Here is a 19553-nt window from a genome sequence, read left to right on the forward strand (position 1 = left end):
CTGTCTCGCGGCCAGGCGTTTGCGCGAAGATCATGCTCGATCAAGGGATCAGATCATGATCCGATCCGTCTCAACGTATCATGATTCGGCAGCCTACTCGCCCGCCTTCCCTAGATTCCAGAACACCGTCACCGGCGACTCCAGCACGTCGCTGAGCTTGGCCGAATAAGCCGATGGAATCCGGAATTGGCCGAGCGGCCCCACCACGCCCTCGTCGATCGCGAGCTTCTGGATCTTCACAGCGATCGTCTTCTGCGCTTCCGGCATTGTCGCCGCGGCGAAGTCGAGACGAAGCTTCTCGATCTCCGGCACGTCGGGCCAGCCGGCCCACGACTTGCGGCCCGCGGCCGACAATGTCGTGTTGCCGAACGGATCGCCTGAGGTGGCGAGGATCGAGTAAGTCGCGAACAGATTCCAGCCGCCTTCGCCGGGGGGCTTCTGGTTGCCCTGCTGGATCACCACGCTCTGCCAATCCATGGTCTTCATCTGCACGTTGAAGCCGGCTTTGCGCAGCGCGTCACCGATGATCAGCGGCTGGCCCACAGCATTGCGATGTCCGTCGGCTGCAGCACCACCACAGGCGTGCCGTCATACTTCGCCTCCTTGAGCAGCGCCTTCGCCCGCTCGATGTCGGAGGGAATCACCCACTCCGCGCCATAGGAATCGCCGTTCGGATTGCCGCAGCCCATCACGGCCGCGCAGGTCTGATAATATTTGGGATTGCCGACCAGCGCCTTCAGCACGTCCTCCTGGCCGACCGCGGCAATCGCCGCTTGCCGCACCAGCCGGTTGTCGAACGGCGGGTAGAGATGATTCATGCGGAAATAGGTCCAGGCGCCGAGCTCGTCGAGCACCTTGACCGTGACGTCGGAATTGCTCTCGAGCACCGGCAAGAGGTCGAACGGCACCTGCTGGAGGAAATCGATCTCGCCATTCTGCAGCGCGCTGACCGCGATCGACTGATCCGGCATCGTCACCCATTCGACGCGATCGACATTGACGACCTTGCCGCCCGCAGTCCAGCTCGCGGGCTCTGATCGCGGCACATAGTCGATGTTCTTCTCGTAGACCGCGCGCAGGCCCGGCTGAAATTCCGAGACCACGAATCTGAACGGGCCGGAGCCGACATAGTCAGATATCGCGGTGCTGGCCGACGTGTCGGCGACGCGCTTCGGCATCATGAACGCGGGGCGCGAGCTGAGCTTGGCAAGGCCTGACAGGAGCAGGCTGGTCGGCTGCGTCAGCTCGATCTCGAAATTGTTGTCGTCGACCTTGCGGATCTCCTTCACCATCTGCATCAGCGGCATGCCCGTGGTGTCGACGCTGGCCCAGCGCTTGATCGAGGCGATGCAGTCGTCGGCGGTCACCGGCGCGCCATCGTGCCACTTCAATCCGCTCCGCAGCGTGAAGGTGTAGAGCTTGCCGTCGCCGGAAACCTTCCAGTCGGCCATCTGCGGACGGATGTGGAAATCCCTGTCGAGCCCGAGCAGCGTGTCATAGATCATGTAGCCATGATCGCGGGCCGTGAACGCTGTGCTTAGGATCGGATCGGTGACGCGTAGTCCCGACTGCATCACGGCCTTCACGATGGTCGCCTGCGCGCATTCGCTTCCCGGACCGAAGCTCATTGCCACAACAGCAGCCGCGAGCAAAGCGACGCGCGCCGAGCGGAAGAGGGGGCCTGTTCCGAGCGACGAATTCAGAGATGCCATCATTAGCGAGACTCCCGTTTTTGTTTTCAGTGAGCCGAGGTCGGTTGCGTCATGGCGCATGATCCTTTTTCATGCGGTTTGGCCGCCGCCGACCTTCCAGCGTGTTGAGCGATTGCTCCTTCAAATCATCCGGCAGCGCGCGCATCAGATGCTTCAGCGCCTCCCACAGCCGTTCCCGGCCTTCCTCGGTGCGCAGTGGCACGCCGAGGAAGTACGCCTCGGTCTTGGCGCGCAGCATCAGATAGAGCACACCCGCCAGTAGAATGCTGACCATCGCCGGCACGTCCGCCTCATCGGTCAGGCCGTCGACCCGGTCGATGAAGCTGCGCGCGGCCGCCTCGCGGCGATCGGCGAGCTGGGCGCTGATCTCGTTGCGCTCGATCAGCTCCCATCGCCGCACCTCGCGCAGCGCAGGATTGTCGGCGAGCGTATCGATCTGCTCGCGCAGCATGGACAGGATCAACTCGGACGGTGAGCGCTGGCTGGCTTCGCTTGCTTTCACCACATTGGACTTACGCGTCCAGAAATCCTGCTCCTGCATCCAGGCCAGCATCAGGCCGGGCAGGCCGTCGAAATAGCGATAGATCAGCTCCTTGCTGACACCGGCGCGCCTCGCGACCACGTTGATGCCCACGCCCGCCATCCCGGTCTCGCAGAGCTGGTCTCCCAGCGCCTTGAGGATCGCACGTTCGGTCTGCTCGCGGCGCGACGTCATTGTCGCCTCGTCAGCAGCGTGCGGTCGACGCGTCGCTCGAGCGGATGGGCCGATCCATCCGCGATGCGCGCGTAGAGGTCGTTCATCGCAGCGCCGACGCGCTGTCCGTTGCGAACAATCATCGTCGGCGCGGCAGCGACCGTGCGCGATGCACAAGTGGCGCCGAACAGTGCCGGATTGGCACTCTCGATGGCCACGATGCGGTCCTCATCATCGACGACCACGCGGTCACAATCCGACGCACGCAGCGGCACGGGCCGCTCGAACCGTAGCAGGGCGTGATCGCCCGGCGTGTTCGTCAGGCTTGCCCAGGCGAGATCGCCGAGGATCGCAGCCAGGTGCGCGCAGCTCGCCACATTGCCATAGATGGAATTGTGCAGCAGCGCATAGCCGCGGCCATGCGCGAACCGATACGCGGCACCGAGATCGGGGCGACGCGCAACGCGCGCCGAATTGGCAAAGCCGATCGTGCCGCTGCTCTTCACGGCGATCAGGCCGGCATCGGCCTCAGGCGCCGATCGTAGCACGTCATCGATGGCATCCTGCGGCGCGCGGCCCGTCTCGATCAGGCGCAGCGCAGCGACGTTGAGCGCAACGCCATCGGCGCCGATTGTGTTGGGCAACCGATGCCCGGTGACGAGCCCATGGCCCGACTTGCCCGGCAGAAACTGGATCAACGGCTCGGGCCGGTCGGGACCGCTCGAGATCAGCGCCGCAATGTTCGCCGAGCCCCACGCCGGCGGGATGACAAGCTCCGAGACACCGCCTCTTTGCACGCTCGTGTGGTGCAGTTCGCCGGCTGCGTCGAGAATGGCGAGCACGGCAAAGCCGCCGATCGCGCCACGCCCGGCGAGCTCCGCGCCGAGCCCGGCGGCCACGACGGCAGCGACCGGATCAGCCCCCGCGCATGCGATGCCAATGGTCATGCAAGCTGTCCCAGCCTCAACGCCATAAATCGGCCAAATGCAATGTGACCGAGTAGTCACATCGCATTTGGCCGCAAATATCCGGCCGCTGTCAAGCGGTCACGTCGAGCATTCCCGAGGAGGGAAGGGGCCGGCTACTGTTGCAACGAAACTCCTCAGCGCCAATGGTACTATGGCTCAAGCCCTGGGAGAGTAGGTCGCTGCCAGGCCTGCAAAGGACAGATCATCCCTCTTCACACCGCAAACCAAAAACGCCGCTCCGAGAAATCGGGGCGGCGTCTTGCTAGTCGCCAATGTCGATCGCGCGGCGCGTTTGCGGAGCGCAGCGGCGCGGGCGCTCCATCCGCACGCCTTAAGTCTTCCGGTCCGATAGGAACCTCGCCGAGGCGATCAGGTTCAGTCGAGACACACCTCTCAACACAGCGTTGTGCAGGAAAGGTTGCAGATAGCACGCCCTGCGCGAAGAGCAGAAGAGGATCCGGACATGCCGGCAGCAGACGCAGAAGACCAGGTCAAAGCCAGAGTCGAAGACATCGCAGAGCAGCAGAAACAGGCGGGCGCCGGGCAGGCCGAGCAAATGGCCAAGGCGGTTCACAGTGCGGCTGACGAGCTGCAAGACCAGATGCCCAAAGCCGCCGATTTCGTCCATTCGGCGGCCTCTCAGCTGGAGAAGGGCGCTGATGCGTTGCGCAAGGGCCAGATCGGTGACTTGGTAACGAGCGTCAACGATTTCGGCCGCCGGGAGCCATTGGCGTTGTTCGGCGCTGCAATGATCGCAGGCTTTGCCGCCAGCCGATTCCTCAAGAGCTCTGCCGGCCCCTCGCATTGAAGAACGTACCTGAGGAAACGCTCGAAGGAAACCATGGCCATGCCCACCCATCAGCGCTCGGCTCCGGAAATCGTCAGCGACCTGTTCCTGCAGACCACCACGCTCCTGCAGAAGGAAGTGCAGCTGGCGCGCGCGGAGATGTCCGAGAACGTCGCCACTGCGGCGCGTGGGATCGGAATGATCGTCGCTGGCGCCGTCTTGCTGATCCCTGCACTCGTCATCCTGCTTCAGGCCGGCGTCTCAGCCATTGTTGAGCGGCTTGGCTTGCCGACCTACTGGTCTTCCCTGATCGTCGGCGGAGTAGTGCTGATTGTCGGCCTTATCCTGCTTCTGATCGGTATGAACCGGCTGAAGATGGAAAATCTCAAGCCCAGCAGAACGGTCCACCAGCTCCAACGCAATGCGTCTGTAGCCAGCGAACAAATGAGTCAGAGCCATGAGCGACGTCGAGCAGCTTGAACGAGAGACCGAACAAACCCGGAGCCAACTTTCCGAAACCCTGGACGAACTCCGGGCCTCAATCACCCCCGGACGCCTGGTCGATCAGATCTCCGAACGGCTCAGTGAGGGCGCGCCCGCTGAATTCACCCGCAATCTCAAGGAGCAGGTGGTCGGCAATCCGCTCCCGCTCGCCATCATCGGGGCCAGTCTGGCCTGGTTGATGCTCGGGCCTCGCGTGAGATCGGGGACAAACCAGGGCAGGGCACGCGGAGCGAGTGGCCTGAGTGCCGATGGCAATGCTGGCAGCGGGGCGTTTTCGGCAGATCGAACTGGTCGCGCGGATGGTCTCGGCGCGACGATGAACCGCGCTACCGATACTGCGAAGGACGCAGCGAGCCGAGCCGGTGATAGCATGCGCGATGCGGCCGGCGCGATCTCGCAGTCTGCGAGCCAAGCTGCTCAAGGCGTTCGCGAGACGGCCGGCTCGATGGCCGATGCAGCTTCTCGCACGGCGTCGTCAATCTCGGAGTCCACCAGATCGGCCGGGCAGCGGACGCTGCAGACAGGCAGCACGTTCCTGGATTTCTGCCGCGAACAGCCGCTGCTGCTCGCAGGGCTCGGGGTGGCCGTGGGCGCCCTGATGGGGGCGCTGATGCCGGCAACCGAAACCGAAGATCGGCTGATGGGTGAGACCAGCGACCGGATGAAGGAGCAGGCGCGCGATCTCGCGTCGGAGCAGGTCGGCGCCGCCAAGGACATGGCGAAAGAAACGGCGAAGGATATGGGCGAACGCGTCCTCGAGACCACGCGCAGCGACGCCGACAAGCCCGGACGAGAGCGGGAGGCCAGCGCCGAAGACGCCGCCCTGACCAGCGCCAAGCCCGACCACCCAAGCATCGTCCCCGATGAGCATCATTCACCGGATGGTGCATGGCGGCAGCCGGTCAAAGTGGAAGAAGCGCCTGTCTACGCCCCGGCTGTGCACGGCACAGACCATCATTAGTCTGCCGTCGGCGCTCGCGATGGCGCGGCATTGCGGCGTCAGTGCTCGCCATGAAGGGGAGTGGCGAACAGGGATGATCATCACCCATTCGCCATTCGCTCCTCACCCTTCGCCTCGCGCGTGACACGTTCGCCACTTGCTTCGTCCCGGCGACACGGCGTTACGCCCGAAACGTCAAAACCGTGAATTTTGAGTTCAGGACCGGTTCATTTCAAAAATCGTACGCAAAGATGCGCTGTAGTTTGCGTTCCCCACAGCTCTTGAGGAGATTCCCATGCGTGTGTTCGTTCGGACGACTCTTGCCGCCCTAAGCATTGCCGGTCTCGCCATGTCCTTTGGCGCGCTGTCCAGCGACCAGGCGCTCGCACAAGCCAAGCAGAACGCGCCGGCGCAGGCCGCTCCGCCGGCCGGCCAGCCACCGCAGTTCAAGCAGATCGCGCTGACCCAGAAGCAGATCGACGACGTGCTCGCCTCTCAGAAGGAGATGGATGCGATCACCGACAAGCTGCCGGACAATGCGCCGCCGGACGCCAAGGTCACCGCGCAGCTCGAAGCCGTTGCCAAGAAGCACGGCTTCGCCAGTTATGACGAGTACAACACTGTGATCGACAATATCAGCCTGGTGATGGGCGGCATCGATCCGCAGAGCAAGAAATATGTCGGCTCGGAAGCGGTCATCAAGCAGCAGATCGCGCAGGTTCAGGCCGACAAGAAGATGAAGGCCGAGGACAAGAAAGAGGCGCTCGCCAATCTCGATATGGCGCTGAAGGCCAAGGCGCCTGAGGTCGAGAACAAGGGCAATATCGACCTCGTCACCAAGAACTACGACAAGCTCAACGCCGCGCTCGGTGAGGACACCAACTAAGATTTTCGCTCTTGGCGCTGAGACCAAAGCCCCGGATCCTGAGCCGGGGCTTTCCTTTTGTGGTTCAGACCACCACGCGTCTTAATTGCTCTTCAGGATCGTGCTGGTGGCGCCCTTCGGCATCACGTCGATCACCAGAAGCTTGACGGGATCGCCGCCGACATTCTCCGCCTTGTGCCATTGGTCGACCGCCTCGAGGATGAAGCTGCCCTGCGTGTAGGTCTCGGTCTTTTCGGTCTGGAGATTGGTGACGCGCAACGTGCCGGCTTCGACGAAGCCATAGCGGGGATATGGATGCTTGTGCTCGGGGAGCTTGGCGCCCGGGGCGATGTCATAGGTCGACACCGTGATCTGCACGTCCTTCTGCGGCATCACAATCGGCTGGCCGCTCGACGTGACCGCCGTCGTCAGCATCGGCGTGACCTTGACGGGCCGCGCAGCGTCCGTCGCCGGCTTGTCCTCGGCCCGCAGCGGCGCGGCCAGTAATGCAAGGCCAGCGATGGCCAATAATCCCAGGTGAATAGACTTCCGCACGTCGCATGTCTCCTTTGTCGGTCGCGAGTGGCGGGCCGAAGAGCAACAGAGCTCGACCGGCCGCCACATCGCGCGAGAGCGTGATGCATGCCGGGTGCTACAAAAACATGTCATGCGACGGCGCCGAATGTTACGCCTGCAACATAAGGTCACTCGGATCGAAGGCTGCGATCACCGCGATGGGCTTGGTGCGAACATCGCCTCCATCTGCTTGCGTACCTTCACCGTCTCGTTTCCGACGTCGATCTCGATGTCGCTCCAGCGCACCATCGCGCCATGGCCGACATCGCGCACCAGCTTGACGCGATGCGCCAGCCCGATCGGTAGCGCGCCGAGCTCAAGGCTTGTCTGTGCCGGCATCAATTTGCCCCATACAGTGTAGCCGCCTTCGCCGTCGAGCATCTCGCCCGCGCGCAAATTGCGCTTGGCGATGGCTGCGACATCGCCCCGGAAACCTTGCGGCTGCCCGGTCGCCTCCTTGCGCAGCGCCGCCGACAGAATCGAGATGTTCAGCTCCAGGCCGATCAGATGATAGGGCTTGTACATCGCCGCATAACGGCCGCTCGCATCGGTCTTCAGGCCATATTGCTTGAAACAGTCGGCGGCATAGTCGTTCGGCGCTTCCAGCACGACGTAGACGCCCCAACGCAGGTCGCGAAACACCGGGCGGCCGTCGCGTTCGAGCGAAGACACGACTTCCACGACGCCCGACCGTTCCAGCACGCCGCCGCGCTCGCGCGGCCGCATCACCTGCGGCAGATCGTCGACACCGCAAGGTGGAAACAACAGGCCTTGCGAGGGCACGTCGAGCCCGGTGGCATTCGCAATCGCCGCCATCTCGATCGCCGATTTGGTGCCGTCGAGAAAGGAGTTGAACATCTGCGGATTCATGCCGGCCGACTGCGCCTCGCTCGCGGTCAGGCCGTAATGCTGCCAGACGCCATCGGGCGTCACGTCATGATAGGCAGGCAGATATTTGGTGCCCTTGCCGGCGGCGACGACGTGGAAGCCGGTGGCGCGAGCCCAGTCGACCATCTCTGCCGTCAGCGCCGGCTGGTCGCCATAGGCAAGGGAATAGACCACACCCGCCTTGCGCGCTTCGTCCGCGAGCAGCGGACCGGCCAGCACGTCGGCTTCGACATTCACCATCACGATGTGCTTGCCGCTCGCGATTGCCGCACGCGCATGGCGGATGCCAACGGCGGGATTGCCGGTGGCTTCGACTACGACGTCGACGTTATCAGCGATCGCCTTGGCACCTTCGGAGGTGAATGTGGTCGCCGCGATCCGGTCCTCGTCCCAGCCGACCGTCTTGCAGGCGTCCTTCGCACGCTGCGGATCGAGATCGACGATGACGGGCACCTCGAGCCCCGGTACGTGCGGCACCTGCGCCAGGAACATCGAGCCGAACTTGCCGGCGCCGATCAGCGCCACGCGCACCGGTCTTCCGGCGGCATTGCGGGCTTGGAGGAGGGGGAAGAGGTTCATGGACGACCTATCAGTTGCTGTCATTCCGGGGCGACGCGATAGCATCGAGCCCGGAATCCATACTCGCGCTCGTGTTTATGGATTCAGGGCTCATCGCGTCGCGATGCCCCGGAATGAGGAGATGAGAGACTTACTCCGCCGCCTCGCGACGAGCACGCGCCAGCCGCACCAGCGCGTCGTCGTCGACCGTCTTGATCGGTGTGAAATCGCGATGGGCGATGTAGTCCGGGCGCGTGGGGGTGCGGATATAGTTCGAAACCGCGTTCAGGGTCAGATAGACGATCTTGCGCGGATAGGGCGTGATATTGCCGGCGGAGCCGTGCACCAGATTGCCGTGGAACATCAGCATGCCGCCCGGCTTGCCCGTGGGCGCGACGATGCCGCCCTGCTGGACCAGCCGCGTCACCGTCTCTTCGTCGAGCGTCCACAGCGGATAGGACGTCGTCTGCAGATCGTGCGACGCCTCCAGGTCGCCGGCATGCTGGCTCTTTGGCACCAGCATGAGGGGACCGTTAATCGGCATCACCTCGTCGAGGAAGATCGCGATATTCATCGCGCGCGGCTCCGGCATGCCGTCGTCGCGCTTCCAGGTGCCGTAGTCCTGGTGCCATTGCCAGACGTCGCCGGTGAAGGCGGATTTGGCGTTGATCTTGAACTGGTGCATATAGACGCCTTCACCGAAGATCTGCTCGATCGGCTCGATCATGCGCGGATGCGCGGCGAGCACGGCGAACGCGTCGTTATAGAGATGCGCGGCAAAGGCGGTGCGTGGCACGCCGCTCTTCTCGCGCCAGACCTCGGGCCGGTTGGCGGCGTAGATGGCTTCCGCCTCGCGGGCCAGATACGCGGTCTCCTCCGGGCTGAACAGCTCGGGCAGGAACAGCCAGCCCTCGGTACGGAAGAACTCGATCTGCTCCTGAGACAGCCTCATGGCGCGTCCTCCCTCGTTCGTTTCCGTCCAGAGCGCCCGGTCTTGTGCCGGGTCGCTCGCTTCTGAAGTTCAACGCATCAGGGCTTCTTGCCCTGCTCGATCAGCATCCGCGTCATCAGATAGAGCCGCGGCACGATCGAGACGGTGTCGATATATTCGTCGTGCGCATGCATGTTCAAACCGGCGAGGCCGAAGCTCTCGACCACAATCGCCTTGCCATTGCGGTTGGCATAGCCGGCATCGGTGGCGCCGCCGGTCGTGCCGACGATGTCCAGCGGCCGATCGATCTCGGCGTAGATCGCCTTGCCTTCCTCGGCCAAAGCGCGGCCGCGCTCGCTGGCCACGAAGGCCGGCCGGCCCGGCTCGATCGTCATCTTGACCTCGGTGTCCGGCACGAGATGATCCTTGATCTTCTCGTCGATCGCGGCCTGCAGCTTCGCGATCCCGTCGGGAATGGTGAGGCGGATGTCGGCGCCGGCGACCGCCTTCTCCGGAATCTGGTTGCGCACCGTGCCGGCCTTAGCCGTGGTCCAGTTCAACTGCGTGCCGGGGATCGATTTGGCGACATCCTGGGTCTGCAGCAATTGGTGCGCGAGCTCGATCAGCGCGTTGCGGCCGCGGCCGGGCGCGGCGCCGGCATGGGAGGCACGGCCGGTGACCTCGAGTGTGCCCGTCGCAGTGCCGCTGGCGCCCAGCCGCAACGCTTCATGCGGCGCTGCCGGCCGTGCGCCTGTCGGCTCGCAGGACAGCACGACGTCGTGCTGGTCGGCGAGCTCCGAGATGATCTCGCCGGAGCCGATCGAGCCGACCTCCTCGTCCGGATTGAAGGAGACCGTGAGCTTGGCATAGTCGCGCCAGCCGACGTCTTTCAGGATCTGCAGGCTGTGCAGGATCACGGCGATGCCGCTCTTGTCGTCGGCGATGCCGGGCCCGTAGATCAGGTCGCCATCGACGTGATAGGGCTCGGTCTTGAGAATGCCAGGCTGATATACGGTGTCCATATGCGCGATCAGCATCAGCTTACGCTTGCCGGTGCCCTCGAAGGTGCCGATCACCATGTCGGCGCCGACGCCGCGCGTGGTCTTGCGCCGCTCGGTGGTGGCGCCGAGCGCCTTCAACCGCGCCTCGGTGAAATCGGCCATCTTCTTCAGGCCCTCGACATCGCTCGAGCCGGACTCGATCATGACCATGTCGTGCAGCGTCTCGATCAGCGCGGGCTTGGCCTGTTCGGCCGCGGCCTTGAGCCGCTCGTCGGGCGCGGCAGATGCGGTCGATATCGGCGAGGCGAGCGCGAGCAGGGTGATGGTTGCAAGCAGGGAGGGTGAACGCGTCATTGTTGTCCTTCTTGTGCCCGGCGGGAACACGCGCCTTGGCGGCGGCAGCTTAGCAGCGAGGTACCCGACAATCACCTTTCAGAAAATGCAGAAGGGCATTCGCGAACCAAGAGACGCGCGCCAGCCGCGTCCCGGGCGGGGAGCGCAGCCAATCGGGAGGGTGGCCGGCGGGCGGAACCGCCTGTGAAGATTCGCCGGAATCCGGGTGGATCGCAACAATCTCCAAGCCTAGATTCCGCGTAACCGTTAGCGCATGGGACGTGAGTGGAGCGAGCCATGACAGACCAGCAGCATTACGCCCTGTTCGACACTCCGATCGGCATCTGCGGCATCGAGTGGGGACCGCGCGGCATCAACGGCGTGCAACTGCCGATGGGCAGTGAGGAAAAGATCCGCGCCCGCATCCGCCAGCGTCGCGGCGACATCGCCGAAGCCGAGCCGACCGCCGAGGTGAAGGCCGCCATCGACCGCATTGTCGCCCTGCTCGAAGGCAAGGCGGACGATCTCACCGACATCGCCCTCGATCTGGAGGACGTGCCGGAGTTCAACCGCGGCGTCTACGAGATCGCGCGGCAGATTCCGCCCGGCAAGACCCTGACCTATGGCGACATCGCCAAGCGGCTCGGCGGCGTCGAGCTGTCGCGCGATGTCGGCCAGGCGCTGGGCCGCAATCCGTGCCCGATCGTGGTGCCGTGCCACCGGGTGCTGGCCGCCGGCAACAAGCCTGGCGGGTTCTCGGCCCGCGGCGGCGTCGAGACCAAGCTGAAGATGCTGGCAATCGAGGGCGCGGCCGTGAACTACACGCCAAGTCTGTTTGATTGAGGCTGCGAGCGGCAGTCAAGAGCGGAACGGTGACCTCTGCTGTCATCACCCGCCAACGGGTCGGCGCGAACGCGCTGCCCGATGACAGGCTCCGGCGGGTGATCCAGTATTGCAGAGGCGTTCGTGGTCAATCGAGAAGCCGCGGCGTACTGGATGCCCCGCCTGCGCGGGGCATGGCGGCTGAGTATGATCGTTGCAGCAAGGTCCTAGTTACACCGCCTCGCATGTAAACCCATCCCCCATACGCCTGATCTTGCCGACCGTGGGCGAGGGGAAGTGCGCCGGGCAGCACAGCGTGTCGGTGTCGCAATAGCGCTCCAGGAATTGCCGCCGCGTCGTCGCAGCCTGTGCCGGGTCGATGTCGAATCTCGGCGACAGCTCGGGATGGCGCAGCTGCAGCGGCGTATGCATCAGGTCGCCGGCGAACACCGCGTCGTCCTTGCCCTTGCCGACCCCGACGGCGAAGTGGCCCGGCGTGTGACCGGGGGTCGGCATGATCCGGACATGGTCGCCGATCGCGAAATCGTTGCTCACGATGTCGGCCTTGCCGGCCTCCATCACCGGTAGCACGCTGTCGGCGAAAGGCGGCACCTCGGCCTTCGCATTCTGCGCCGTCCAGTACTCATATTCGCGCTCGCCAAAGACGTAGCGCGCCTTCGGAAAGGTCGGCACCCAGCGGCCATTGTCGAGCCTCGTATTCCATCCGACATGGTCGACATGCAGGTGCGTGCACATCACGACGTCGATGTCGTCGATAGACACCCCCGCCGCCGCCAGATTCCGCAGGTAGGTATCATCGGTTTTCATGTTCCAGGCCGGCCGTCCCGGCCGCGGCTTGTCGTTGCCGATGCAGCTGTCGATCAGGATGGTGTGGTGCGGCGTCTTCACCAGGTAGGACTGGAAGCACAGCACCAGCATGTCGTTGTCGTCGAGCGCATGGGCCTGCTTCAGCCAGGGGCGATGCTGCCCGAGCCTCTCCGGCGTGAGATCGGGGAACATGTCGAGCGCCGGCAAATACGGCGATTCCTGCTCGACGATGCGCTGAATGGTGAGATCTGCGACGGCGAATTTCAGGGCCATGCAAGCTGCTCCAATTCACGCCGGCGGCGGCACCGAGATCCTCACCGACTCCCGCTCCAGCATCTTCTGATGGAAGGCGTCGAGCTTAGGATAGGCCTTGCGCCAGCCGCAATCGGCAAAGCGGAAGTCAGCATAGCCGAGCACGCATACCAGTCCGATCGAGACGATATCGAACGGCCGGGTCAGGAGGTCCGGCTGCTGCTCGAAGCGCGCCATGCCCATCCAGGCGCGATGCCAGTGATCGTCGCTCCATGCCTGCCAGCGCAGCGCTTCCGGGCGAACCATCGCCTCGTAGCGGCAGAGCAGCATGGAATCCAGCATGCCCTGCAGCATCGAATGCTCGCTCTTGACCTTCCAGCGCGAAGGGCCTGACGCCGGGATCAGTCTATTGCCGCCGGCGAGCTCGTCGAGATATTCGACGATGACGTACGAATCCAGGATCACATCGCCATTGCCCAGGATCATGACCGGCAGCTTCTTCAGCGGCGTGATGCGGCTGTATTCGTCGTTGGGCTGACCCGGGACCACCGCGGTCGGAACGAATTCGATTTTGTCGACCAGCCGCAGCTCGATCGCGGCGATGCGCACCTTGCGCGCGAACGGCGAGGCGGGGGAATAGGTGAGTTTCATGTGTCGTGCCCCTGGGTTGATGCGGACAACAGTACCGTCATTGCGAGGAGCGTCAGCGACGAAGCAATCCAGACTGTTTCTTGGATGACGATTCTGGGTTGCTTCGCTTCGCTCGCAATGACGGTCGCGCGTGGGCGCTGCTGGCTTAAGCCTGGACAATCTCCTGGCGCTGCTCACCGAGGCCCTCGATGCCCAGCGTGACGATGTCGCCGACATTGAGGAAGGTCGGTGGCTTCATGCCCATGCCGACGCCGGGCGGCGTGCCTGTCGTGACGACGTCGCCAGGCAGCAGCGTCATGAACTGTGAGACGTAGGAGATACACTTGGCCATCGAGAAGATCATGGTCTCGGTCGAGCCGGTCTGGCGGCGGTGGCCGTTGACGTCGAGCCACATCGACAGCTTCTGCACGTCGGGAATCTCGTCCTTGGTGACGAGCCATGGGCCGAGCGGGCCGAAAGTGTCGTGTGATTTGCCTTTGGTCCACTGGCCGAGCCGCTCGATCTGGAAGTTGCGCTCGGAGACATCGTTGCAGACACAGTAGCCGGCAACGTGATTGAGCGCGTCGGCCTCGGAAACGTATTTCGCCTGCGTGCCGATGATCGCGGCGATCTCGACCTCCCAGTCGAGCTTGGTCGAGCCGCGGGGCTTCTCCACCGGATCGTTCGGACCCGACAAGGCGGTGTTGGCCTTGAGGAAGAAGATCGGCTCGGCGGGGATCGGGTTGCCGGTCTCCTTGGCGTGATCGGAATAGTTGAGACCGATGGCGACGAATTTCGAGATGCCGGTGACGGGCGCTCCGAGGCGCGGATTGCCGGACACGGCGGGCAGCGAGGCGGCATCGAGCGCAGCGAGCTTCTTCAGGCTCTCAGGCGCATAGGCAGCGCCGTCGAAATCCCTGATATGGGCCGACAGGTCGCGCAACTGGCCGGATTTATCGATCAGGCCGGGCTTTTCCGCGCCCTTTGCACCATAGCGTACAAGCTTCATCTCGTCTCTCTCCCTGAAAAGTCTCTGGCATTCCAGGGGACGTTCTTGGAACAGTTGCGCCGGAAATTCAACCGCGGCGCGGGGGGCAGCTGTCCGATATGCGCGCAGGCCATGCCGAAAGCAGCCGTCACCCACGAAGGGCGGCGGGTATCCGGTGAGCCGCGGCATCGACACGGCCGCCGATCAACAGCACGTCTCGGCAAAGCGCGAGAACAGCTCGCGCCGCATCGCGGCCGATCGCGCAAGATCGGAGGAGGACGGGGCTAGGCGTCGTCCTGTGCGATGGATCGTCTGTGCGGGACCGGCGTTATCGGCGCAATCACGAGAGGATGGAACAGATGCCGGAACTGACGATATCACCCGACAAGGTCGCGTTCCTGATCGAGAAGGCGCGCGAGTTCGACGTCAAGGAGGCCGCAAGCGATCCGGATTCCGGCTCCAACGCGGCCGACGACGACATGCTTGACGTGCTGGAGGACAGTGGCAGCGATCCCGTGGTGCGCGAGATCACGGGCTTCATCCGCGCGCTCACCGAGGACGAGCAGGTCGATCTGGTCGCCTTGATGCGGCTTGGCCGTGGCGATGGCACGCTTGAGGACTGGGACGATCTGCGCAGCGAAGCCGCCGGGCAACGCGATCGCCACACCGCGCGCTATCTGCTGGGCGAACCGATGCTCGGCGACTTGCTAGCCGAAGGGCTAGCCGCCTTCGGTGTTGACTGGACCGACGAGCGCACCTCGGCGGATTCATCCAGCGATAGCGAACGCGACGAGGACGAGATTACGAAGCAGTAGGCGATCGCCCGGAGTTGTCACCCAGGCACGGTGGGCACCCTCTCCCCGTTCTTACGGGGAGAGGGCGGGGTGAGGGGCAGACGACGGTTGGTGCACGTCGATGGACCTGTACCCCCTCACCCGGATTGCATCTGGCGATGCAATCCGACCTCTCCCCGCAAGTGGGGCGAGGTTATAGCGAGCGCGCAGCGAGCGATGTGCACCCCCTCAGCGTTCGCAGGCTAAGGATAAGAAATTACAGCGTCCCCGGGAAGGCGCCGCCATCGAGCAGAATGTTCTGCCCGGTGATGAAGCCCGCCTTGGCGCCGCACAGGAAAGCGCAGGCGAGGCCGAACTCCTCAGGATCGCCGAAGCGCCCGGCCGGATTGAGCTTGGCGCGATCGGCCAACACCTGTTGTGGCGTGATGCCGCGCTTCTCGGCCTCGCCCTTTGCCGTCGAGAGCAGACGGTCGGTCTCGAACGGTCCCGGCAACAGCCCATTGATGGTGACGTTGTTGATCACGGTCTTGCGCGCCAGGCCGGCGATGAAGCCGGTGAGGCCGGCACGGGCGCCGTTGGAGAGGCCGAGAATATCGATCGGCGCCTTCACCGCCGCCGAGGTGATGTTGACGATGCGGCCGAACTTGCGCGCCATCATGCCATCGACCGTCGCCTTGATCAGCTCGATCGGGGTCAGCATGTTGGCGTCGATCGCCTTGATCCAGTCGTCGCGGGTCCAGTTGCGGAAGTCTCCGGGCGGTGGGCCGCCGGCATTGTTGACCAGGATGTCCGGCTCCGGGCAGGCCTTCAGCACCGCCTCGCGCCCGGCCGGCGTGGTGATATCGCCGGGCACCTCGGTGACGGTGACGCCGGGGTTGATCGCGCGGATCTCGGCCGCGGTCTTCGCCAAGGCCTCTGCGCCGCGCGCGGTGATCGTCACATGCACCCCTTCGTTGGCCAGCGCGAAGGCGCAGGCGCGGCCCAAACCCTTGCTGGATGCGCAGACGATGGCGCGGCGGCCCTTGATCCCGAGATCCACGATATCACTCCCAAATATCAGCTCAGCTTGCGAAGGCCGGCATTCTAGCCAAGCGCGGCAGCGCTGGTAAGGGCAAACGGCCTGTGCCGAATTGCATGGCTTCGCCGCAGCGCGGAATTAGATGCGCCGCTCCTGCTTCAGCCGATCGATCATGCCTGCGACCTCTGGCGCGAGCGAACGGAAGCCCTTCTGTCCCACGAGCGAGAGCAGCGGCCGCAGCTGCGACCCCTCGAGGAATTTCGGCTGACGCCCCTCCGGCACGATCCGGTCGAACACCAGGACCAGCGTGGTCGCCACCATCGCGACCCGCAAGGCGCCGAGCGCCGCCCCGCCGAGCCGATCACCGAAGCCGGCCTCCGGCCCGATCGCCTCGTCCAGCATGATGCGGCCGATCTTGCCGAGCGCGGCGCCGATCACCAGAAACGCCGCGAAGAACTGCATCCAGTTCTGCTGGAACAATGCGTCGGACGGTGGCTGCGCCTGCGCTCCCATCGCTGCCACCGCGCTCATCGCGGTCGGCATCGCCAGGAGATAGGCCAGGATGGTGATGGCGCTGCGCAGCAGTCCGGTGCCGAAGCCGCTGACCACGGCAACAACAAGGGCGCAATAGACGACGAGGTCGAAACTGTTCATGGTCGTACCGTTCAGGTTGTACGCGATGGGCAGTAAACAATTCGGATTTGCGCTGCTTCAAATCGTCTGTATCAATGCGCCGCAATCACCCGAGGGAACGACAGGGAAGCAGCATGTCCGATCTATTCGATGTCGGGGCAGAGACCATTCTCATCACCGGAGCGAGCCAGGGTCTCGGGCGGCAGTTCGCGCGCGTGCTGACAGCACATGGCGCGGCCGTGGTGCTGGCGGCGCGGCAGACCGGCAAGCTCAAGGCGTTGGAGGAGGAGATCAAGGCGCAGGGCGGCCGCGCGGCCGCCGTAGCCATGGACGTGACCGACAATGGTTCGATCGCGCGTGCGATCGATGCCGCGGAAGCGGCGCTCGGCCCGGTCACGGTGCTGATCAACAATGCCGGTATTGCGGTCGAGAAGGCTGCGGTGGAGCAGAGCCAGGCGGATTGGGACGCCGTGATCGGCGCCAATTTGAAAGGCGCCTATTTCGTTGCGACCGAAATGGCGCGCCGCATGATCGCGCGGCGGTCGAGCGGCAACGTCATCAACGTCGCCTCCGTGCTCGGCTTTTCCGTCGTCAAGTTCATCTCTCCTTACGCGATCTCCAAGGCCGGCGTGGTGCAGATGACAAAGGCGCTGGCGCTGGAGTTGGCCGCGAACAACATCCGCGTCAACGCGCTGGCACCGGGCTACATCGATACCGAGATCAACCACGATGTGTGGGCGACGCCTGCCGGCGAGAAGCTCGTGAGGCGCATCCCGCAGCGGCGCGTCGGCCATGAGAGTGATCTCGATGGCGCGATCCTGCTGCTGGCCTCCAACGCCTCGCGCTACATGACCGGCAGCACCGTGACGGTCGACGGCGGGTTCCTGCTGACGTGATTGGCGCCGTCGTCCCGGCCAAGCGAACGCTGTGAGCGCAGAGCCGGGACGACGCTGATGATATTGCGACGCGTGGTCCCCCCTGTGTCTTTGCTTATCGTCTGGGCGTCATTCCGGGGCGATGCGCAGCATCGAACCCGAAATCCCGAGCTTGGTTTGGATTCTTTTTCCTCATATCGAGATTCTGGGTTCGCGACTTCGTCGCGCCCCGGAAATGCGGAAGTTGTGGCCTACGACATCCACCGCAACAGCTTCTCGATCCACTTGATCTTCGCGCCGTAGGGCGGGTAGAGATCGGCCATGCGATTGAGCGGCGAGCGATAGAACACCGGCTTCAGCTTGGAGAAGGTGTCGAAGCCCCATTGGCCGTGATAGGCGCCGGTGCCGGAGGTGCCGACGCCGCCCATCGGCTGATTGATTTGCGCGAAATGCAGCAGGCAATCATTGATGGTGACGCCGCCCGAGATGGTGCGCGCCAGCACCTCGTTGCGCGCCGCTGCATCGGTGCCGAACCAGTACAGTGCCAGCGGCCGGTCGTGGGCATTGATGTAGGTGATCACCTCGCTCCGGTCGCGATAGCCCATGACCGGCAGCAGCGGCCCAAAGATCTCCTCCTGCATGATCGCCATCTGTGGCGTGGCGCCGACCACGACCGTCGGAGGAAATTTGCGCAGGCGCCGCCAAGCTGGATTGTCCGGCGTGGCCCGCTGCAGCAGCGACGCGCCTTTCGACGCCGCATCTTGGGCGAGGTCTTCCAGCCGCGCATAGTGACGCTCGGAGATGATCGAGGTGTAATCCGTGTTCGCTGGATTGCTGCCGAACATCCCCAGCATGTGATTGTGCACGCAGGCAGCGAAGGCGTCGCGCTCGGCTTCCGGCACGAACGCATAATCCGGCGCGATGCAGGTCTGCCCGGCATTCAGCAGCTTGGCGTAGGCGATGCGCTGGGCGGCCTCGTCCAGATCGGCCGAGACGTCGATAATGGCCGGCGACTTGCCGCCGAGCTCGAGCGTCACGGGCGTCAGGTTCTTCCCGGCGGCTTCCGCAACGATGCGTCCGACACGCGTCGAGCCGGTGAAGACGAGATGATCGAACGGAAGCTGTGCGAAGGCCTGGGCCACGCCGTCCTCGATCCCTGTCACGACAAGCTCGGTCGGCTCGAAAGCCGCAGCGATCAGCTCTTTCAGCAGCGTTGCGAAGCGCGGCGTCAGCTCGCTCGGCTTGATCATGACGAGGTTGCCGGCTGCGACTGCGCCGATCGCCGGCGCCAATGTCAGCTGCAACGGATAGTTCCAGGGCGCCATGATGCCGACGACGCCGAGTGGCTGCGGGATCAGGCGATTATTGGCCGGCCAGAATTGCAGCGCGGTGGCGATGCGTCGCGGCGCCATCCAGCCGGCGAGCCGCTTGATCGTGTGCTTGATCTCGGTGAGCAAAAACAGCGTCTCGGCGATCGTGGTCTCGGCCGCCGCCCGGTGGCCGAAATCGGCGGAGATCGTCTCGACAAAACGCGCTTCGTTGACGGCGATCAGGTCGCGCAGCCGCGTCAGCCGCGCGCGCCGGACCGCGAGCTCAGGCGGCGGCGCGCTGCGCGAGCGCGCGACCATGGCGTGGAAGAGATCGTCGAGCGCGGACAGCGGGGGACTTTTCAGGGGCTGGTCCATGGACGTCTCCTGGGCAACACGAGGCGGCCGTCGGTATGATGGGAGAGGCTCGCGCGTCAGCGAAACGAAGGCAAGGGCGCCGAATCGGGACAAAAGGGGCTGGCGGCGCGCCGGTTCCCGCTCCTTGCTGCAGGCGCCGACGTGCCGCAGCCGGTACAGCCATGGATACCGGCGAAAGATGCTTTATCTACCTGATAATCCTTCAAAATACCGAAGGATGACCTGTTCCCTCCGGTCCGTCACAAAACTGGAAAAAACTTTGCGCAAGACC

The 19553-nt window shown here is 64.2% G+C and carries 21 protein-coding genes and 1 pseudogene (1 of these 22 running past the window's edge); 7 read left to right on the forward strand and 15 right to left on the reverse strand.

Going from position 1 to position 19553, the window contains the following annotated elements:
- The 5 genes and pseudogenes from P6U24_RS07190 to P6U24_RS07210 form a co-directional block, all read right to left on the reverse strand.
- A pseudogene (locus tag P6U24_RS07190) lies at positions 1-21 on the reverse strand (transposase); its annotated part reaches 407 nt to the left of the window's first position; the annotation flags it as partial.
- A gap of 72 nt (positions 22-93) precedes the next feature.
- Positions 94-543 (reverse strand): hypothetical protein, encoded by a 450-nt coding sequence (locus P6U24_RS07195; RefSeq protein WP_407158457.1) that lies wholly within the window; start codon positions 541-543, stop codon positions 94-96.
- Entirely contained in the window at positions 528-1715 is a 1188-nt protein-coding gene (locus tag P6U24_RS07200; RefSeq protein WP_407158458.1) for an ABC transporter substrate-binding protein, read from the reverse strand. Before P6U24_RS07200 ends, P6U24_RS07195 begins: the two co-directional genes overlap by 16 nt.
- A gap of 46 nt (positions 1716-1761) precedes the next feature.
- Positions 1762-2427: a TetR/AcrR family transcriptional regulator gene (locus tag P6U24_RS07205; protein ID WP_407158459.1), complete on the reverse strand. Its 666-nt coding sequence runs from the start codon at positions 2425-2427 to the stop codon at positions 1762-1764.
- The gene (locus P6U24_RS07210; RefSeq protein ID WP_407158460.1) at positions 2424-3353 is read right to left on the reverse strand and encodes a DUF6963 family protein; all 930 of its coding nucleotides are present in this window, start codon (positions 3351-3353) and stop codon (positions 2424-2426) included. Before P6U24_RS07210 ends, P6U24_RS07205 begins: the two co-directional genes overlap by 4 nt.
- 484 nt (positions 3354-3837) lie before the next feature.
- On the opposite strand from P6U24_RS07210, the gene P6U24_RS07215 reads away from it, so the two are divergent.
- From P6U24_RS07215 to P6U24_RS07230, 4 genes are all read left to right on the forward strand, one after another.
- Positions 3838-4182, forward strand: a complete 345-nt coding sequence (locus P6U24_RS07215; protein WP_407158461.1) for a hypothetical protein — start codon at positions 3838-3840, stop codon at positions 4180-4182.
- A 33-nt stretch (positions 4183-4215) separates the two neighbouring features.
- Positions 4216-4641: a phage holin family protein gene (locus tag P6U24_RS07220; protein WP_407158462.1), complete on the forward strand. Its 426-nt coding sequence runs from the start codon at positions 4216-4218 to the stop codon at positions 4639-4641.
- Positions 4619-5626 carry a DUF3618 domain-containing protein gene (locus P6U24_RS07225; RefSeq protein ID WP_407158463.1) on the forward strand — a complete coding sequence of 336 codons (1008 nt, stop codon included), beginning with the start codon at positions 4619-4621 and terminating at the stop codon, positions 5624-5626. The genes P6U24_RS07220 and P6U24_RS07225 overlap by 23 nt, the downstream gene beginning before the upstream one ends.
- 274 nt (positions 5627-5900) lie before the next feature.
- Positions 5901-6491: a hypothetical protein gene (locus P6U24_RS07230; protein ID WP_407158464.1), complete on the forward strand. Its 591-nt coding sequence runs from the start codon at positions 5901-5903 to the stop codon at positions 6489-6491.
- Between the two features lie 81 nt (positions 6492-6572).
- Here the strand turns inward: P6U24_RS07230 and P6U24_RS07235 are convergent, their stop codons facing one another.
- The 4 genes from P6U24_RS07235 to P6U24_RS07250 all read right to left on the reverse strand — a co-directional run bounded on the left by P6U24_RS07235 (position 6573) and on the right by P6U24_RS07250 (position 10778).
- Positions 6573-7025, reverse strand: coding sequence for a cupin domain-containing protein (locus P6U24_RS07235; protein WP_407158465.1), 453 nt, complete (start codon positions 7023-7025; stop codon positions 6573-6575).
- 171 nt (positions 7026-7196) lie between these two features.
- Positions 7197-8513: an NAD(P)H-dependent oxidoreductase gene (locus P6U24_RS07240; RefSeq protein ID WP_407158466.1), complete on the reverse strand. Its 1317-nt coding sequence runs from the start codon at positions 8511-8513 to the stop codon at positions 7197-7199.
- A gap of 130 nt (positions 8514-8643) precedes the next feature.
- Entirely contained in the window at positions 8644-9444 is an 801-nt protein-coding gene (locus P6U24_RS07245) for a phytanoyl-CoA dioxygenase family protein (protein ID WP_407158467.1), read from the reverse strand.
- Positions 9445-9521: 77 nt separating this feature from the next.
- Positions 9522-10778, reverse strand: coding sequence for a M20/M25/M40 family metallo-hydrolase (locus P6U24_RS07250; protein WP_407158468.1), 1257 nt, complete (start codon positions 10776-10778; stop codon positions 9522-9524).
- A gap of 276 nt (positions 10779-11054) precedes the next feature.
- Between P6U24_RS07250 and P6U24_RS07255 the strand changes: the two genes are divergently transcribed.
- The gene (locus P6U24_RS07255; protein WP_407158469.1) at positions 11055-11600 is read left to right on the forward strand and encodes a methylated-DNA--[protein]-cysteine S-methyltransferase; all 546 of its coding nucleotides are present in this window, start codon (positions 11055-11057) and stop codon (positions 11598-11600) included.
- Positions 11601-11810: 210 nt separating this feature from the next.
- Here the strand turns inward: P6U24_RS07255 and P6U24_RS07260 are convergent, their stop codons facing one another.
- The 3 genes from P6U24_RS07260 to P6U24_RS07270 form a co-directional block, all read right to left on the reverse strand.
- Positions 11811-12680 carry an MBL fold metallo-hydrolase gene (locus P6U24_RS07260; protein WP_407158470.1) on the reverse strand — a complete coding sequence of 290 codons (870 nt, stop codon included), beginning with the start codon at positions 12678-12680 and terminating at the stop codon, positions 11811-11813.
- A 15-nt stretch (positions 12681-12695) separates the two neighbouring features.
- On the reverse strand, positions 12696-13310 hold the full coding sequence (locus P6U24_RS07265) for a glutathione S-transferase family protein (RefSeq protein ID WP_407158471.1): 615 nt from the start codon (positions 13308-13310) through the stop codon (positions 12696-12698).
- A 145-nt stretch (positions 13311-13455) separates the two neighbouring features.
- Entirely contained in the window at positions 13456-14298 is an 843-nt protein-coding gene (locus tag P6U24_RS07270; RefSeq protein WP_407158472.1) for a fumarylacetoacetate hydrolase family protein, read from the reverse strand.
- Positions 14299-14636: 338 nt separating this feature from the next.
- On the opposite strand from P6U24_RS07270, the gene P6U24_RS07275 reads away from it, so the two are divergent.
- Positions 14637-15092: a DUF3775 domain-containing protein gene (locus P6U24_RS07275; protein ID WP_407158473.1), complete on the forward strand. Its 456-nt coding sequence runs from the start codon at positions 14637-14639 to the stop codon at positions 15090-15092.
- Between the two features lie 235 nt (positions 15093-15327).
- Here the strand turns inward: P6U24_RS07275 and P6U24_RS07280 are convergent, their stop codons facing one another.
- Both P6U24_RS07280 and P6U24_RS07285 read right to left on the reverse strand, forming a co-directional pair.
- The gene (locus tag P6U24_RS07280; protein WP_407158474.1) at positions 15328-16110 is read right to left on the reverse strand and encodes an SDR family oxidoreductase; all 783 of its coding nucleotides are present in this window, start codon (positions 16108-16110) and stop codon (positions 15328-15330) included.
- A 117-nt stretch (positions 16111-16227) separates the two neighbouring features.
- Entirely contained in the window at positions 16228-16743 is a 516-nt protein-coding gene (locus P6U24_RS07285; RefSeq protein ID WP_407158475.1) for a CvpA family protein, read from the reverse strand.
- Positions 16744-16856: 113 nt separating this feature from the next.
- Here P6U24_RS07285 and P6U24_RS07290 point away from each other — a divergent pair, with 113 nt between their 5' ends.
- Positions 16857-17618 (forward strand): SDR family oxidoreductase, encoded by a 762-nt coding sequence (locus tag P6U24_RS07290; RefSeq protein ID WP_407158476.1) that lies wholly within the window; start codon positions 16857-16859, stop codon positions 17616-17618.
- A 230-nt stretch (positions 17619-17848) separates the two neighbouring features.
- Here the strand turns inward: P6U24_RS07290 and P6U24_RS07295 are convergent, their stop codons facing one another.
- The gene (locus P6U24_RS07295) at positions 17849-19282 is read right to left on the reverse strand and encodes a coniferyl aldehyde dehydrogenase (protein WP_407158477.1); all 1434 of its coding nucleotides are present in this window, start codon (positions 19280-19282) and stop codon (positions 17849-17851) included.
- Positions 19283-19553 lie beyond the last annotated feature (271 nt).

It is taken from the genome of Bradyrhizobium sp. STM 3557 (assembly GCF_045571465.1).
Classification (GTDB): Bacteria; Pseudomonadota; Alphaproteobacteria; order Rhizobiales; family Xanthobacteraceae; genus Bradyrhizobium.